This window comes from Bradyrhizobium canariense (genome assembly GCF_018130465.1).
Taxonomy (GTDB): domain Bacteria; phylum Pseudomonadota; class Alphaproteobacteria; order Rhizobiales; family Xanthobacteraceae; genus Bradyrhizobium; species Bradyrhizobium canariense_C.
This window is the reverse complement of the sequence record NZ_JAFCKJ010000002.1, coordinates 783454-798205: the sequence shown is the minus strand read 5'-3', so window position 1 is coordinate 798205 and position 14752 is coordinate 783454. Positions and strand designations below refer to the sequence as shown.

Annotated in this window: 16 protein-coding genes and 2 pseudogenes; 11 read left to right on the top strand and 7 right to left on the bottom strand. The window is 62.9% G+C overall.

From position 1 onward, the window contains the following. Positions 1 to 8: 8 nt before the first annotated feature. Together JQ591_RS07945 and JQ591_RS07940 are read right to left on the bottom strand one after the other, a co-directional pair. Entirely contained in the window at positions 9 to 572 is a 564-nt protein-coding gene (locus JQ591_RS07945; RefSeq protein ID WP_211395444.1) for an MOSC domain-containing protein, read from the bottom strand. Next, complete coding sequence (locus JQ591_RS07940; RefSeq protein WP_211395443.1) at positions 572 to 2239, bottom strand: DNA polymerase/3'-5' exonuclease PolX; 1668 nt, start codon at positions 2237 to 2239, stop codon at positions 572 to 574. The genes JQ591_RS07945 and JQ591_RS07940 overlap by 1 nt, the downstream gene beginning before the upstream one ends. Before the next feature lie 463 nt (positions 2240 to 2702). Between JQ591_RS07940 and JQ591_RS07935 the strand changes: the two genes are divergently transcribed. From JQ591_RS07935 to JQ591_RS07920, 4 genes are all read left to right on the top strand, one after another. Continuing rightward, positions 2703 to 3023 carry a hypothetical protein gene (locus JQ591_RS07935; protein WP_211395442.1) on the top strand — a complete coding sequence of 107 codons (321 nt, stop codon included), beginning with the start codon at positions 2703 to 2705 and terminating at the stop codon, positions 3021 to 3023. A gap of 37 nt (positions 3024 to 3060) precedes the next feature. Beyond that, positions 3061 to 3681, top strand: a complete 621-nt coding sequence (locus JQ591_RS07930; RefSeq protein WP_211395441.1) for a hypothetical protein — start codon at positions 3061 to 3063, stop codon at positions 3679 to 3681. 67 nt (positions 3682 to 3748) lie between these two features. Continuing rightward, a complete protein-coding gene (locus tag JQ591_RS07925; RefSeq protein WP_211395440.1) occupies positions 3749 to 4210 on the top strand; it encodes a YidB family protein in 462 nt (153 codons plus the stop codon). A gap of 26 nt (positions 4211 to 4236) precedes the next feature. Next, positions 4237 to 4500 (top strand): GlsB/YeaQ/YmgE family stress response membrane protein, encoded by a 264-nt coding sequence (locus JQ591_RS07920; RefSeq protein ID WP_211395439.1) that lies wholly within the window; start codon positions 4237 to 4239, stop codon positions 4498 to 4500. Between the two features lie 375 nt (positions 4501 to 4875). Here JQ591_RS07920 and ligD read toward each other — a convergent pair whose 3' ends face one another. Further along, positions 4876 to 5796, bottom strand: coding sequence for a non-homologous end-joining DNA ligase (gene ligD / locus JQ591_RS07915; RefSeq protein WP_211395616.1), 921 nt, complete (start codon positions 5794 to 5796; stop codon positions 4876 to 4878). A 110-nt stretch (positions 5797 to 5906) separates the two neighbouring features. On the opposite strand from ligD, the gene JQ591_RS35235 reads away from it, so the two are divergent. Then, a complete protein-coding gene (locus JQ591_RS35235) occupies positions 5907 to 6095 on the top strand; it encodes a DUF3606 domain-containing protein (protein WP_249136567.1) in 189 nt (62 codons plus the stop codon). Positions 6096 to 6196: 101 nt separating this feature from the next. Here JQ591_RS35235 and JQ591_RS07910 read toward each other — a convergent pair. Then, positions 6197 to 6892: pseudogene (locus JQ591_RS07910) on the bottom strand (3'-5' exonuclease); the annotation flags it as partial. A gap of 306 nt (positions 6893 to 7198) precedes the next feature. Here JQ591_RS07910 and JQ591_RS07905 point away from each other — a divergent pair. The 3 genes from JQ591_RS07905 to JQ591_RS07895 are packed head-to-tail and all read left to right on the top strand — an operon-like array spanning position 7199 to position 9125. After that, complete coding sequence (locus JQ591_RS07905; protein WP_211395438.1) at positions 7199 to 8128, top strand: Ku protein; 930 nt, start codon at positions 7199 to 7201, stop codon at positions 8126 to 8128. Further along, positions 8125 to 8460 carry a hypothetical protein gene (locus tag JQ591_RS07900; RefSeq protein WP_211395437.1) on the top strand — a complete coding sequence of 112 codons (336 nt, stop codon included), beginning with the start codon at positions 8125 to 8127 and terminating at the stop codon, positions 8458 to 8460. The genes JQ591_RS07905 and JQ591_RS07900 overlap by 4 nt, the downstream gene beginning before the upstream one ends. Further along, entirely contained in the window at positions 8460 to 9125 is a 666-nt protein-coding gene (locus JQ591_RS07895) for an HAD family hydrolase (protein WP_211395436.1), read from the top strand. Before JQ591_RS07900 ends, JQ591_RS07895 begins: the two co-directional genes overlap by 1 nt. Positions 9126 to 9223: 98 nt before the next feature. Here the strand turns inward: JQ591_RS07895 and JQ591_RS07890 are convergent, their stop codons facing one another. Further along, positions 9224 to 9592 carry a response regulator gene (locus JQ591_RS07890; RefSeq protein WP_211395435.1) on the bottom strand — a complete coding sequence of 123 codons (369 nt, stop codon included), beginning with the start codon at positions 9590 to 9592 and terminating at the stop codon, positions 9224 to 9226. A gap of 98 nt (positions 9593 to 9690) precedes the next feature. After that, entirely contained in the window at positions 9691 to 10845 is a 1155-nt protein-coding gene (locus JQ591_RS07885; RefSeq protein ID WP_211395434.1) for a sensor histidine kinase, read from the bottom strand. A gap of 177 nt (positions 10846 to 11022) precedes the next feature. Here JQ591_RS07885 and JQ591_RS07880 point away from each other — a divergent pair. The 3 genes and pseudogenes from JQ591_RS07880 to JQ591_RS07870 form a co-directional block, all read left to right on the top strand. Further along, positions 11023 to 11463: pseudogene (locus JQ591_RS07880) on the top strand (HAD family hydrolase); the annotation flags it as partial. Positions 11464 to 11619: 156 nt separating this feature from the next. Next, positions 11620 to 12039: a CopG family transcriptional regulator gene (locus JQ591_RS07875; RefSeq protein ID WP_211395433.1), complete on the top strand. Its 420-nt coding sequence runs from the start codon at positions 11620 to 11622 to the stop codon at positions 12037 to 12039. Positions 12040 to 12043: 4 nt separating this feature from the next. Next, complete coding sequence (locus tag JQ591_RS07870; RefSeq protein WP_211395432.1) at positions 12044 to 13231, top strand: extracellular catalytic domain type 1 short-chain-length polyhydroxyalkanoate depolymerase; 1188 nt, start codon at positions 12044 to 12046, stop codon at positions 13229 to 13231. Between the two features lie 240 nt (positions 13232 to 13471). Here JQ591_RS07870 and JQ591_RS07865 read toward each other — a convergent pair whose 3' ends face one another. Next, positions 13472 to 14647, bottom strand: a complete 1176-nt coding sequence (locus tag JQ591_RS07865; RefSeq protein ID WP_211395613.1) for a zinc-dependent alcohol dehydrogenase — start codon at positions 14645 to 14647, stop codon at positions 13472 to 13474. Positions 14648 to 14752 lie beyond the last annotated feature (105 nt).

The window sequence follows — 14752 nt, the reverse complement described above, 5'->3', positions numbered from 1 at the left end:
GGGTCTCCCTACAGAGCCGGCAAGGCACGAAATGAGGGGGACGGGAGCCGAACCCGCGCGGCATCGCCAGTCGCGACGGCTCCGGCGGCCCTGACCACGCCCAGCACCCCGCATTTGAATGGAGGGCCCGTTTCCGCCGACGACAGCACCTGCCGTTTCAAGCCGGCCTGGAAACGGTCGATGAGGACACAGGGCGTCCGGAGGCCGGTCAGTTCGATGATCGCCGTGGGTCCGAGCTCGATCAGAGTCCCGAGCGGCATCCGCTCGAGGTCGAGGCCAGTCGTGGTGATATTCTCGCCGAGGGCACCCGCTGCGACCTGGAAGCCGGCATCCGAGAGGGATGCAAAGAGCTCGGCCGGAATCAGGTGAACCTGCCGGAGATTGGGTAGGCGGGGCTGCCGGCGGGCGAGATAGCGGTGCCGAACGAACGCGCCGGCGTGGGCGTCGCCTTCGACCCCATGGCCCTCCACCAGCACGATCCGATCCTGCGGCGGCTTGCCGAAGTGGTGACCCCGATCGGCGGCGACCGCGACCACGGTGCCGTTCAGCCTGATCGCGTGCGCCTGCTGCATCAGGCGGCCCGGGCGACCGAGCGTCGCTTCTGGCGGAAGTAGCGCGTGATCTCCGGAAGAGCCATCGCGTTCAGGATCCGGTCGGCGGGAACACCGCCCTTCCGAGCCATCTCGACGCCCCAGTGCATGTGGTCGAGCTCGGTGATCGAGTGGGCATCCGGATTGATGCTCACCATGCAGCCGAAGTCGAGTGCGGCCTGGTGCCAGCGCCAATCCAGGTCGAGGCGCCACGGGTGGGCGTTGATCTCGACCACGACGTCATGCTTGGCGCATGCCCGAAGCACCTTCTCGATGTCGATTTCGTAGCCTGGCCGCCGCTGCAGCTGCCGCCCGGTCATGTGGCCGATGATGGTGGTGTGAGGATCGGAGATGGCCCGCAGCAGGCGCTGCGTCTGCGCCTCGAGTTTGAAGCGGCCGTGGATGCTGGCGACCACGAAGTCGAAGCGCTGCAGCACGTCCTCCGCATAGTCCAGCGAGCCGTCGGCCAGGATGTCGGACTCGATGCCTTTAAGGATCCGGAAATCCTTGCCGAAGCGCTTATTCAACCGGTCGGCGTCCCGGTGCTGCTGCGCGATCTCTTCCTCCGAGAGACCCCCCGCGTAGTGCGCGGACTTGGAGTGATCGGCGACGCCGAAATACTCGAAACCACGCTGGCGCGTGGCCTTGGCCAGGGTCTCGGTGCCGTCGGAGGCATCGGTGTGGCAGTGAAGAATACCGCGCAGATCCTCGTCGGTGACGAGCTTCGGCAGCTTGCCCTTCAGGGCCAGCTCGACCTCGCCGAGCCCCTCTCGCAGCTCTGGATCGATGAACGGCAGGCCGAGAGCGCGATAGATGGCAATCTCATCATTGGCGATCAGAGTGCGGCCCTTGTGCAACCCATCCATCTCCAACCGCATTCCTTTCTCGCCGGCAATCGCTTGAAGCTGCTCGATGTGAGCGGCGGAGCCAGTGGCGAAGAGAAGGGCTGCGCCGAAGTGTTTTCGGTCAGACAGGCGGATCTGCAGTCCGTCCGCCGCGGATGCCTTCGACGACTCGTCGGCCTTGGCAGTCTCCGCAACGATCGTGAGCTCGCCGACGAGTTCACAGCCGCGGCGGAAGTCGCCTGCGATGGTCACGCGCTTGAGCTCTGGGCGGGCCTTGCGAAGCGAATCCTTGGCGTGCGTGAGCATTACGGCAGCACGGTGCAGATGGAGGCGGCCTTCTCCGCTTTTCGCGATGGCCAGGTTCTGCAGGATCTTGGCTTGCAGCGCGGCGCCGAGACCTTTGGCCTTCTTGATACGGTCGTCCTTGGCGGCGGCCTCCAACTCGGCGAGGGAGGTGATACCGAGATCCTTGTAAAGCCGCAGCACCTTCTCGGGGCGGAGGCCGGGAACGGCGAGCATCTCGAGCACGCCCTCGGGTATCTCCTTCCGGAGCTTCTCAAGGCTCGGATGAGAGCCCGTCTTGTGAAGCTTGGTGATGATGTCGGCGATCGCCTCGCCGACGCCGGGGATCTCCTTGAGCCGATCTTCCGCGATCAGCACATGCAGAGGGACGGCAAGGGCCGCCAGGCTGTCGGCGGCCTTAGCGTAGGCTTTCGCCCGGTAGGGGTTGCCCCCTCGCAAGGCGGTGCGCTGCGCGTACTCTCGCAGGAGACTTGCCACACCACGCGCGTCGAGCGAAGGCATTCAGCCAGCCTCCCTATCCGAGCTTTGCGGCGCCGCCGGAGCAAGCCGACCGCCGGAGCGGTCACTTGGCCGGCGATGGAGAGAGGCCTCGAGCTTCTGGGCTGCGCGAAAGTCCTCAAGATGCTCGACATTGGGGCCGTAGGCAGCCTCCTTCTTGAGGAGATTGTAGATCCGGCCGGCCACCAGTTGCAGATGCTTCGTCTTGCCCCGCGGCATGGATCTGGCTTTGCAGAGAGCCCGGACGGCGTAGGCCCGAAAATAATCGAATGCGTCTGACATGATGTCAGTAAACGCCGGCTGCCCCTCACAGTTCAATCAGCAGCCATGGGTCTCAACCTCCGATGCCGGCGCGGCGGAGGCTTCGCGGCGCCGGCATCCCCGCCTGAGTGCGTCAGTCCGAACCGGGAAAACTTGGAACCTCTTGGCCCACCATATGTTGTGCCCGGCCATACTGGAGGAAGACATGAACAGGAAAATTCTTCTGCTGCTGACCGCTACTTCGCTTCTGGCAGGTCCGTCCTTTGCCCAGAACCCGCCGGCGACCGATCGACCGAACAACAACGCGGTCAACAGCTCGGGCCAAAACAATTCCAACAAGCCGGTTTCGGGTGCCAACAGCTTCACCGAGGGCCAGGCTAAATCGAAGATCGAGGAAGCCGGCTACACCAACGTCACCGCCTTGAAGAAGGATGGCAGCGGCGTGTGGCGCGGGAAGGCCAGCAAAGGCGGCGCTTCGACCAACGTCAGCCTGGACTTCCAGGGCAACGTCAACGCGGCCAAGTGACCGAGCGCGCAGCAGCGAACACAGAGAAGGATATGATATGACCGTCACGATTTCTCGCCTCTATGACAACTACTCCGACGCGCAGCGCGCGGTGACGAACCTGGAGGCGGCGGGCCTGCCGCATTCGAACTTGAGCATCGTCGCCAACAATTCCGACAACTGGTACAGCGCCGATAAGAAGGTCGATCGCGACCGCGATGGCGTCGACGATCGTGCCGAAGGTGCGGCTGCGGGCGCGGGCCTCGGCGCGGGCCTCGGGGGCGCAGCCGGCCTTCTCGCAGGACTCGGCCTTTTGGCAATCCCGGGCCTCGGTCCGGTCGTGGCGGCCGGCTGGCTCGCGTCCACCGCGCTGGGCGCGGTTGCTGGCGGCGCCACAGGCGGCGTGGTCGGTGCGTTGACCCAGGCCGGCGTGTCCGACGAGGAAGCACCTCTCTACGCGGAAGGCGTGCGGCGCGGCGGCACGCTGGTTTCGGCACGCGTTCCAGAGGCCGATCGTGCGCGGTACGAAGCCATCCTGAACCAATCGGCCGTCAATCTGCGCGACCGCAGCGCAGCCTGGCAGAAGGCAGGTTGGAAGACCTACGATCCGTCTGCCCAGCCCTACGGCGCGGACGAGGTGCGCAGGGAGCGACAACTCTACGGCACCGGCGTACGGTAAGTCAGTGGGCGGCCCGCCTTAGGCGGGTCGCCTTTTTATCGCGCGACAACGGATCCAGGAGCCAAACATGAGCCGCGGAATGCCATCGATGACCGCCCTTTTGGGCATGCTCGCCCTTGCCGGCTACCAAAATCGCGACAAGCTGGCGGACATGTTTCGCAACGCCACCTCCGGTCAGTCGGCGGGCGGCGCCAAGGACTCGCTGAGCGGGATGCTCGGCAATCTGGGCGGCCTCGTCGGCAGCGGCGGCGCCGGTTCGCTGCTGAACGGCGGAATCGGAGAGTTGCTCGAGCACTTCAAGCAGAACGGTCAGGGTGACGCCGCGCAGTCCTGGGTCGATCACGGGCCGAACCGGGAGGTTACGCCGCCCGAGCTTAAGCAGGCAATCGGTCCGGATGTCCTGCAGAAGCTGGAACAGCAGACCGGACTGTCGCAGCAGGAGATACTCGACCGCTTGTCCCGCGAGCTGCCGACGGCCGTGGACAAATACACGCCCGACGGACGCCTTCCTTCTCCGTCGGCTGGATAACGCAACGCGCACTTGGAGAGGAAAACATGGGCATCATATGGACGATCATCATCGGTTTCATCGCAGGGGTCATCGCGAAATTCATCATGCCCGGCGATAATGAGCCGACTGGTTTCATTTTGACCGCGATCCTCGGAATCGTAGGAGCGTTCGTCGCCACCTATCTCGGTCAGGCGCTCGGGTGGTATCGGCCTGGCGAAGGAGCGGGGCTTGTTGGCGCCGTCGTCGGTGCGATTATCGTACTGTTCGTTTACGGGCTTGTCGCAGGCAGAAGCCGTCGGGCTATCTAGTTCGGGGCATGTCGCCCGTGCGTCGAAAGCCCGTGAGCGCGTGGACCGTTTTGAAGCTGTATCCGTGAAGCGGGGCGCTATCGATAATATGATAGCGCGAGCACGTCTGCGGCCAGTACGATCGCTGGAATCGGGGCCGAGCCGATCGAAGGCCGCGCGTCCTCGTTGCAAGCGATCGGCGCACCGCGAAGGTCTCATCGCACATGCATCGTAACTTCGTTCGCGCTCCAGGAGGCATGATCATTCTCGCGATCCTGTCCGGAACGTCGGTACACGTTTGCCCGATAACGCCGTGGCTTGGCCGGTTCGGCGGATCTCCATTGGCACGGCGAAGAAGCTATCCATGAGGATTCGACGCAGCGAAAGCGAAGGATGCTAAGGCATGTCTTCCCGCAGTCCCTTGAAGAACGGGTGGCGAACCTTCCCCTCGGCCGACTTCGCGCGATACTCGACCTCGGCCTTCAGCTTGGGCTCGACCCAGATGCCTTTGTGCGCGACCCGCTTCGCGAATGCCTGCGTCTTCCGGACGAGCGGCTCCAGACGTCTCCGAAGCTCCGCGGTGGAGGCCTTGTCGAAACCGTGGTCGACCTTGCCCGCGTAGACGAGGTCGTCACCCTTGCGACGGCCGACGTAGAGGCCATCCCACTTGGAGCCATCTAAGGCGAAGCCCGCGATCGTCAGCGTTTCGTGCTGGGCGCAGGTCCTCTTCACCCAGTTGTTGCCGCGGCCGCTCACGTACACGCTGTCTCGGACCTTGGAGACCACGCCTTCCAGCCCTAGTTTGCACGCGTGCGCGAACATATTTTGGCCCTCGATCTCGAAACTTTCGCTGAACTGAACGTCGGTTCCGGCGATGATCTTCTTGAGCTCCGCCTTACGCTGGTGGAGCGGAAGCTTCCGCAGGTCGCGGCCGTTCAGGTAGAGCAGGTCGAAGGCGACCAGGACGATGCATTTCGAACTTCCCCTAAGCTCGTTCTGAAGCACGGAGAAGTCGGTGGTACCGTCCGCGGCCGGCACGACGATTTCGCCGTCGACGACCGCCGAGCTTGCCTTGATGCGCCAAGCGTCGTGAGCAACCTTCTTGAATCGGTTCGTCCAGTCGTGACCGCGTCGGGTGAAAACCCGGACCGCTTCGTTGTGGAGATGAACTTGCACCCGATAGCCGTCGAATTTGATTTCGTGAATCCACCGGGATCCGGCCGGCACCCTCTCGATCGACGATGCCAGGGCCGGCTCCACGAAATTTGGGAACGGCGCCTTGACGCCGATATCGGCAGGCTTCCTACGCAACGCCACGAACAAACTCCACGCGACCAAGGTGGTTCAAGGTGGCACGCGCGGAATCGTTCCGGAACCAGTGAATCCTTGTGACGTTGCTTCGGCATCGTTCAACGAAGGAGCCGACCATGGCAAAGGCAACGAAGAGGAAAACCACCCGAGGACGCAAGCAGGACCGGGCCCGCGTCGCCGGCGGGCAGAAGTACGAAGTAGGCTACGAAGCCAAGAAGACCGGCCGCTCGGCCTCCGCCGTCAAGAAGGCGGTCAAGAAGGTCGGCAATGGCCGCAAGAAGGTGGAGAAGCGCCTGGCTCGCTGACGTCTACTGAGCCGGCGTGCCGCTGCCTCGCGGTTCGCAATCCTGCAGGAGAAGCGGGTGAAGGCGGTAAGCGTCTGGAGGCGCGGCTCGAAATCGCGCAGGTAGATCTCCGCCTTGAGGAACGCGAGTTCGTCGGCGACGGCGGACTCGCAGACATCGACGTACCATGACTTTGGACGCCCATCCGCGCCGTCACTCCAGCGGTACCCGCGGCGTTTTGAGTCCTTCAACTCGAACGGCGATTGCTCCGCCCAGATCCGTACCGTCTTCCGGCGTGCCCTATCAAGCAGTAGGGCAAGCGACGGCGATCCGGTCGTTGGCAGGACGAAGTCCAGGATCTCGAGCAGCGCATGGCAGTCGTCGACGGCCCTGTGCGCCTGGTGGAATAGACCCGCCCCGTTGAGCAGGTATCCGAGCTGGCTACCCGCGAAACCGTGCGCTCGCCAATCGACCTCGGTCATGCTGCAGCCCCAGGCCATCCGCTCGAAGATCGGCCAGTATCTCTCGGCAAACTTCCTGTCGAAGCCGGCGTTGTGCGCGAACGCGATCACTGCGCCGTCGACGAAGGCCGCGACGGCGGCGTCTTCTAGCTTGTGGCCGGCTACCATTTCGTCGGTGATGCCCGTGATCGCGACTACTTCGGGCGGGATCGGACTCGAGGGCTCGTTGAATCCGGAGGAGACGTCGCGGACGCCGACGATGCGGCCGTGCTGCAGGTAGTCGAACTTGACCATGCCGAGCTCGATGATCTCGTCGCGGGCGTGGTCGAGGCCGGTCGTTTCCGTATCGAGGAGGATGGCCGTCCGGACCTCTTGCCCGACGGTCGCCGGGACCGCGCGAGCCCCTCGGCCATCGCGGCCAGGTCCGCGGGGTCCAGAAATTGCTCGTCTCTGAGGGGCTGGGTCAGCGCGTCCATGGGTTCACAATACCGGCCGAAACCTCCACGAGGTATCTGGAAAACAAGCGATTCACGACGTTTTCGGACGTACTCGGGCGCGCTGCGGGCGGCTGGCCGATTTTCCTGTTGACCCGCTCGGCGCATGTCGGAACCGCTAGGCCCCGTTCGTCTTGAGTCCGAGTACCCTACTTGGAGTTCCGCGTTCATGGCCCCCCGCGCCAACTGGAAAGGCTTCCTTCGCCTGTCGCTCGTCACCTGCCCGGTGGCGCTGTACCCGGCGACCTCGGAGAGCGAAAAGATCTCCTTCAACCAGCTGAACCGGGCGACCGGCCACCGCATCAAGTACCTGAAGGTCGACGCCGACACCGGCGACGAGGTCCCCAACGAGGACATCGTGAAGGGCTACAAGGTCGACACCGACACCTTCATCGAGGTCACTAAGGAAGAGCTAGAGAACGTCGCCCTGGAATCGACCCGGACCATCGAGATCGACGAGTTCGTCGACCGCAGCGAGATCGATCCGCGGTACCTGATCCGTCCCTACTACCTGCGTCCGGACGGCAAGGTCGGCCACGACGCCTTCGCGGTGATCCGTGAGACTATCCGCGAGATGGACAAGGTCGCGATCGGGCGGGTCGTGCTGACCAACCGCGAGCACATCATCGCGCTCGAGCCGCTGGACAAGGGCTTAATGGGGACGCTGCTGCGCTACCCCTACGAAGTGCGCGATCCGAAAGAGTATTTCGACGAGATCGACGACGTCAAAGTCACCAAAGACATGCTCGACCTGGCCCGACACATCGTGGAGCAGAAGGCCGGCAACTTCGAGCCCGACAAGTTCGAGGACCAGTACGAAACGGCGCTCGTTAATCTCATCAATCAGAAGCGCGCCGGCAAGCCGATCGTGCCGAAGGATCGGCCCAAGGGCGAGAACGTCGTCGATCTGATGGACGCCCTGCGCAAGAGCGTAGGCGGCGCCGCGGCCGAGACTAGGTCTCCGAAAAAGCCCGCCAAGAAAGCTAAGAAAACGGCCCACGGTCAGAAGGAGATGTTGATGCCGATCGCAGGCAAGAAGCCGGCCAAGGAGGCCGCTGCGAAAAAGCCGACCACGGGGGCGCGGCGGAGGTCAGCGTGAAGCATCCGGTCACGCCGGATGGACGGTACTTCGTTGTCCGCGGCCGGCTCTGGCGGATGGCCAATCCGGACCTGAACGGGGCCGAGAGATCGACGCTGACCAAGCGGCCGATGAGCGCCAGACGGGCGGTCCGCGATGCGAAGGCCGGCGGGGATCCGGATGCCGAAGCGGCGGCCCATCGCGCCGTGGACGAAGCCAAGAGAGCCCTCGGCGAACGCGGCCCCGTCTGGTGGACGGACGGCGCTCCGGATTTCAACAGGCACATGGCGAAGAACACGCCCTATGCCGACTGGTACTCGAAGATAAAGCAGGCGCGCCCCGGAGGTTCTTGATGCCAAAAGCAGCCATCTTCGACGTCGACGGGACCCTCATCGACTCGGTCGATCTGCACGCGCTTGCCTGGCACGAAGCGCTGGTGAAGTTCGGCCATGACGTCAGCTTCGAGCAGGCCCGCGGCCAGATCGGCAAGGGCGGCGACAAGCTGATCCCGCACTTCCTGACCGAGGACGCGCAGCGCCACCACGGCAAGGATCTCGAGGAATGGCGCGGCCGGCGCTTCAAAAGCGAATATCTGCCGCTGGTGCGGCCGTTCACCGCGGTCCCGGACCTCCTCAAACGCGTGCGCGACGCCGGCGTCCGGATTGCCGTCGGTTCGTCGGCCAAGAAGGACGAACTCGCCGAGTACCTCGACATCGCAGGCGTCGCCGATCTGGTCGAGATCACCGCTTCGTCGGAGGACGCCGAGGAATCAAAGCCGGCGCCGGACATCTTCGAGGTCGTGCTTCGGAAGCTGAAGCTCGAGGGTGCCGACGCCGTCGCCATCGGTGACACGCCCTACGACGCGGAGGCGGCCGGCAAGGCGAGGATCCGCACGATCGGTGTTCTCTGCGGCGGGTTCACGGAGCAGTCGCTGCGACAAGCCGGATGCGTTGAGGTCTATCCAGGCCCGGCATCGTTGTTCGCCTGCTTCGAGCACTCGTTGCTTGCTGCCATCTGACACTTCAGCAGACTTGGTTTCTGGTTCGAAGGCGGCGGTTGCGATCACAGATCGTCCCGAAGTCCTTTGAAGAACGGATGCCTGACCTTCTCGAGAGATCAGGAGATGCCGGTCATGTCACGCAGGGTCGCGATGAGCTCGGCTCCGAGATAAGGTTTCGGCAGGAACACGCTACCCGCCGGCAGTTCGTCGCTGACAGCCCGCACATGGCCCGATGTCGCGACTATCTTTATCGCCAGCGGTCGCGGACGAACCCGAGCGAGTTTTAACCCGTCCATCGAACCCGGCATCTGGATATCGGTGAAGACGAGGTGGATGTCCGACCGGGCTGACAGGATCACGATGGCTTCGTCGGCGTTCGCAGCCAGGACGACTTCGAATCCCCCGCCCTCCAAAGTCTCGGCGGAATCCATACGCAGCAAGTATTCGCCTTCGACGATCAGGATGACGGGCTTCGCCTTGGGCATTCCGGTACAAACCTCCGAAAAGGACCAAAGAGATACGGGACGGATTCGTTCCGAAAATACAAACCCGCAATCACGGGTTTCTGCCGGAGTTCGCGACCCTACTTGCGCGGCAGCCGAACCCTGAACGTCGTGCCGGTCGTTTCCTCGGAACTGACGGCGATCTCCCCGCCATGGGCCTTGACGATCAGCTTCGCGATGTAGAGCCCCAGGCCGAGATGGGGGTGCTCGCGGGCATCCTGGACTTGGCCACGCATCCACGATTGGAAGATGGCCTTCTGGGCTTCCGCGGGAATGGGCGGGCCGGGATTGTGCACGCTCACGCGGAGCGTCCCTGGGTCGGTCCCCGCTATCGCGACCGTGACGGGGCCCGACCCATCGCTGTATTGGATCGCGTTACCGATCAGATTCGACATCACCTGTCCCATCCTCGCGGCGTCCCAATTCCCGGTCGGATCCCCGTCCTGCGAAACGTCTATCGTCTGCCTTTGGTGAATGTTCCGCAGTTCGTCCGCTATCGACTGACACAGCGAATGCATGTCGGTTTGGGCTTTCTTGACCGGAATATCGGTTCCGAAAGACGCGCGGGTGAGATCGAACAAGTCGTCGAGGATCCGGGAGGCGCGATCCGTCGTACTGACGAGTTCGGACACCATCTTCGGATGCTTGGGATCGCTGGGACCTGCGCGCTGTATCCATCGCGCGGCCATCGATGCCGCGCCGATGGGATTCCGCAGGTCGTGCCCCAGGATGCCCAGGAACAGGTTGCGGGAATTGTCGATGGTTTTGGTGTAGTGGGCGACCGACTCCGCGACCGCCTGGTCGATCGCTTCGTTGAACCGGGTGAGGTCCTCGATGTCCGTTCCGGCGAGGCTCTGTTGACGGGCTGCCCATTGCTTAACGACGCTGGCCCGCAGCGCCCGATATTCCGAAACCATCTGGTCGATGTCGAAGCCGTCGGCGAGACGGAGCGCGGCGTGGATCTCGGCCGCACTCTGGCGGAATGGTCCCTCGCCGTCGGCCAGGCCCCGCGATTTGTCCATCTGTTCGGACGGGGTTTGGGCGGACTCTAGGTCGTTGGCCACGAACTTGAGGATGTCGACGATGTGATCCTGAAGCGCCAGCTTGGACATACCGTCGCTCGCCGGCGACCTCGTCCGGGCGAATTCGGTCCATTCGTTTATGATAGCGGGCTCGTTCTGCCGAATGAAATCAGCCAGCCTCAGGTGCGCGGTGGCTTGGTGTTCATCGCCCATGTAGCCCCAGGCTCCATTTCTTCAGAAAGGCTTGATCTCGCAGCCCTTCAGACTAGGCGCTTATTCAAGCAGATGCCAGTCAGCCGCCTGGGCTCTCTCCTACGCCGCGGCGGTCGTTGACTCGTTCGCGACTTCGCGGAGGGCCGACATGACTTCCTCCGTCGCCGTCGCGGCAACCGCTTCAAGGCTGCACATCTGCCGCTTGTCCGCCCGTTCTCGGCAGTGCCCGACCTGCTGCGACGGCTCCGCGCTGCCGGCGTCCACGTCGCCGTCGCTTCCTCGGCGAAGAAGGATGAACTAGCCAAGTACCTTGATATCGCAGGCATCACAGATTTGGTGGATGTGACTACCTCTTCCGACGACGTCGAGCAATCCAAACCCGCCCCCGATGTTTTCGAAACCGCGCTCAAGAAACTCGGCATAAAAGCCAGCGATGCCGTGGCAATCGGAGACACACCGTACGATGCTGTCGCGGCCGGAGAAGCCCGGATCGTCACCATCGGCGTTCTATGCGGCGGTTTCACTGAGGAGACGCTGAGTCAAAGCGGATCCGCCGAGATATATGCCGGCCCAGCCGGGCTGCTCGCCTGCTTTGAGAGTTCCTTGCTGGCTAAGTAGGCCATCCCTTTCAAGCGCTCGCCCTGAACAGTGAGCCCGTTTCACATGTTTCGATCGGCGTATTCGTCGGCTTGCTTTGCCACCGATCTCGTTCTTTCCCCTTGAAATCGGTGTTGAACTTTCCATCTGTATACCATCCAACAGGATGGTGATAGGATGGCGGTGGCTATGCACGAACTGAAGCCCAAGGTTCCCGACACCGAAAAGATCACGATCAACCTTGGATATGTCGACCTGGGGCACGTCGATCTGATGGTGCAGGAAGGCTTCTACTCGAACCGCAGCGACTTCATCCGGACAGCCATCCGGAACCAGCTCGAACGCCACGCGGACATTGTGAGGCAATCCACGGTCCGGAAGAGACTGGACCTTGGGCTGCGCAACTACACCCGGGAGGATCTCGAGGCGGCGGGGCGCGCGGGCGAGATGCTGCACATCAACGTATTGGGCCTCGCGACGATCGCCCATGACGTCAATCCCGAGTTGGCCCGCGCAACCATCGCTTCGATCACCGTGCTCGGAGCGCTCCATGCCACTCCGGCGGTCAAGGCCGCTCTCGCCGACAGAATGAGATGAAGCCATGTTGAATCAAGCCGCAGTTCGCGAAGCGACCCGCCTCACGCGTGCAGGGAGATTGGCCGAGGCCACTGCGCTGCTGCAGCGCATGCTCTATGGCGACAGCGCTCCAGGGCCGAAGGCCCGCGGCGCCGCCGACGGCCCGCTCTCGCAGCTGGATCCGCCGACCATCGACCTCACGGCCAACATTGTCGGAGAGAGGGTAAGCCCGCCGACTTCGCAGGCCGGCTCGGTTCAAAGAAGCAAACGCACCTCGTCGCCTAAGCCGGATTTTTCCGGGCTCGGCCTGCGCAGTCCGATCTCACGCTCTCCGCTGTTCACGGATATCGCGCCCGAGGGCACCGAGTTCATCGAGGGCACCTTCAGCAACGCAGCCGGAAGCCGAAGCTACAAGCTGTTCATCCCGAGCCGCTCACACGGCCAGCAGCTTCCTCTGATCGTCATGCTTCACGGCTGCACTCAGTCCCCGGATGATTTTGCCGCCGGCACGCGGATGAACTTCTTGGCGGAAGAGCAGAATTGTTTCGTTGCTTATCCCGACCAGCCGAGCGGAGCCAACCAGGCGAAGTGCTGGAACTGGTTTCGCACAGGCGATCAGCGGCGGGGAGCGGGCGAACCCTTGCTGATCGCAGGTCTTACGCGTCAGATCATGCGGGACTACGCCATCGATCCGAATCGCGTCTACGTTGCGGGCCTGTCGGCCGGCGGTGCCGCCGCCGCCGTCATGGGCGCAACGTATCCGGACCTGTACGCAGCGATCGGAATTCATTCGGGTCTCGCCTGTGGAGCCGCGAGCGATTTTCCCTCTGCGTTCGTCGCTATGCGGCAGGGCGGCAAATCAAAGCCAATCACTGCTGCCAAGCGTTTGCCGACCATCGTCTTTCACGGTGATCGTGACACCACGGTTCATCCAGACAACGGCGAGCGAATTGTGGAGCAGTTCGCTAAAGCAGGTCGGAATCCGAAGGTAATCCGTGGACAAGTGCCCAATGGGCACGCCTATACCCGCACGATCACAAATGGCGCGGACGGGCGTGCCATCTCCGAACACTGGAATATTCACGGTGCCGCCCACGCTTGGTCGGGCGGCAGTCCGGCCGGATCCTACACCAATCCGCGGGGGCCCGATGCGACGAGGGAAATGCTGCGTTTTTTCCTCGAGCACTCGCTGAACAGGTGTCCGCCTTCGTAGCGCGCGCTTAGATCGCGTCGAGTTATCATCCGCGTAGCGGCTGAACTCGACCGCACCGCCGGGACACACTGCAGGGGATCGATTACGTTTCCCTGTCGACAGTCAGAGCCCATCTGGTTCCTCAAAACCGCAGTATTCCGAAGACGAAAAGCAGCGCGAGCGTAATGGCCGCCGAAACCATGACTGACCCGAGGCACCCCAGCCGATTCGAGAAGAAGAAGAACACGGGCCGGCCTCGATTTATTGCCCCGGCCGCAGCACGACCTTGATGACACCGTCCTCCTTGTCGCGGAATTTCTTGTACATAGCAGGAGCATCTTCGAGGCTGGCCGGATGTGTAACGACGAAGCTCGGATCGATCTTGCCCTCTTCGATCAGCTTCAGGAGAGGCTTGGTGTAGGCCTGCACGTGCGTTTGGCCGGTCTTGATCGTCAGTCCTTTGTTCATGGCCGCGCCGAGCGGGACCTTGTCCCCCATACCGACGTATACGCCGGGGATCGATACGGTGCCGGCCTTACGGCAGCACATGATGGCCTGTCGCACCACGTGGACCCGGTCGGTAGCTAGAAACGCCGCCGCCTTGACCTTGTCGAGGACCGCGTCCGCAGCGCCATGGCCGGACGCCTCGCAACCGACCGCATCGATGCAGCTGTCCGGGCCTCGCTTGTCGGTGCGCTTCATCAACTCGTCGTAGACGTCCGTCTTGGAAAAATCGATGGTCTCCGCGCCGCCCGCTTCCGCCATTGCGAGCCGCTCCGGCACTTCGTCGATCGCGATCACGCGACCGGCACCGAGCAGGAGTGCGGAGCGGATCGCAAATTGACCGACGGGCCCGCAGCCCCAGATCGCCACAGTGTCGCCGGCCTCGATCTGAGCGTTGACGGCGGCCATATAGCCGGTCGGAAAGATGTCGGAGAGGAACAGCGCCTGCTCGTCGGTGATGTTATCCGGTATCTTGATCGGTCCGACGTCTGCCATCGGCACGCGTAGGTACTCTGCCTGACCGCCGGAATATCCGCCAAGCATGTGGCTGAAGCCGAAAAGGCCGGCAGGAGATTGCCCCATCGCTTTGGCCGCAATCTCGGCATTGGGGTTGGTGCGATCGCAGCACGAAAAAAGACCCTTTTGGCAAAACCAGCATTGGCCGCAGCTAATGGTGAATGGTACCACCACGCGGTCTCCGACCTTCAGATTGGTGACCTCGGAGCCAAGTTCGATGACTTCGCCCATGTTCTCATGGCCGAGAATATCGCCGCTCTCCATGGTTGGCTGGTAACCGTCCAGCAGATGCAGATCGGAGCCGCAGATCGCACATGCGGTGATCTTTATAACCGCGTCCCTTGGATGCTGAATCTTCGGATCCGTAACTGTATCGACCCTGACGTCGCCTTTACCGTGCCAGCATAGTGCGCGCATGATGGTTCCTTTCGAATGCTCGCGCGCCAACCTGCGAGATCGTGGACTGTTCCAAAAGCGTGACGAGATTGCCTCTAGCGCAGCAAGCCAACGTTGAAAGGGCGG

Coding starts and splice junctions, on each gene's coding strand:
- JQ591_RS07945 (WP_211395444.1), bottom strand. CDS start 572: ATGCAGCAGGCGCACGCGATCAGGCTGAACGGCACCGTGGTCGCGGTC.
- JQ591_RS07940 (WP_211395443.1), bottom strand. CDS start 2,239: ATGCCTTCGCTCGACGCGCGTGGTGTGGCAAGTCTCCTGCGAGAGTAC.
- JQ591_RS07935 (WP_211395442.1), top strand. CDS start 2,703: ATGAACAGGAAAATTCTTCTGCTGCTGACCGCTACTTCGCTTCTGGCA.
- JQ591_RS07930 (WP_211395441.1), top strand. CDS start 3,061: ATGACCGTCACGATTTCTCGCCTCTATGACAACTACTCCGACGCGCAG.
- JQ591_RS07925 (WP_211395440.1), top strand. CDS start 3,749: ATGAGCCGCGGAATGCCATCGATGACCGCCCTTTTGGGCATGCTCGCC.
- JQ591_RS07920 (WP_211395439.1), top strand. CDS start 4,237: ATGGGCATCATATGGACGATCATCATCGGTTTCATCGCAGGGGTCATC.
- JQ591_RS35235 (WP_249136567.1), top strand. CDS start 5,907: ATGGCAAAGGCAACGAAGAGGAAAACCACCCGAGGACGCAAGCAGGAC.
- JQ591_RS07905 (WP_211395438.1), top strand. CDS start 7,199: ATGGCCCCCCGCGCCAACTGGAAAGGCTTCCTTCGCCTGTCGCTCGTC.
- JQ591_RS07895 (WP_211395436.1), top strand. CDS start 8,460: ATGCCAAAAGCAGCCATCTTCGACGTCGACGGGACCCTCATCGACTCG.
- JQ591_RS07890 (WP_211395435.1), bottom strand. CDS start 9,592: ATGCCCAAGGCGAAGCCCGTCATCCTGATCGTCGAAGGCGAATACTTG.
- JQ591_RS07885 (WP_211395434.1), bottom strand. CDS start 10,845: ATGGGCGATGAACACCAAGCCACCGCGCACCTGAGGCTGGCTGATTTC.
- JQ591_RS07875 (WP_211395433.1), top strand. CDS start 11,620: ATGGCGGTGGCTATGCACGAACTGAAGCCCAAGGTTCCCGACACCGAA.
- JQ591_RS07870 (WP_211395432.1), top strand. CDS start 12,044: ATGTTGAATCAAGCCGCAGTTCGCGAAGCGACCCGCCTCACGCGTGCA.
- JQ591_RS07865 (WP_211395613.1), bottom strand. CDS start 14,647: ATGCGCGCACTATGCTGGCACGGTAAAGGCGACGTCAGGGTCGATACA.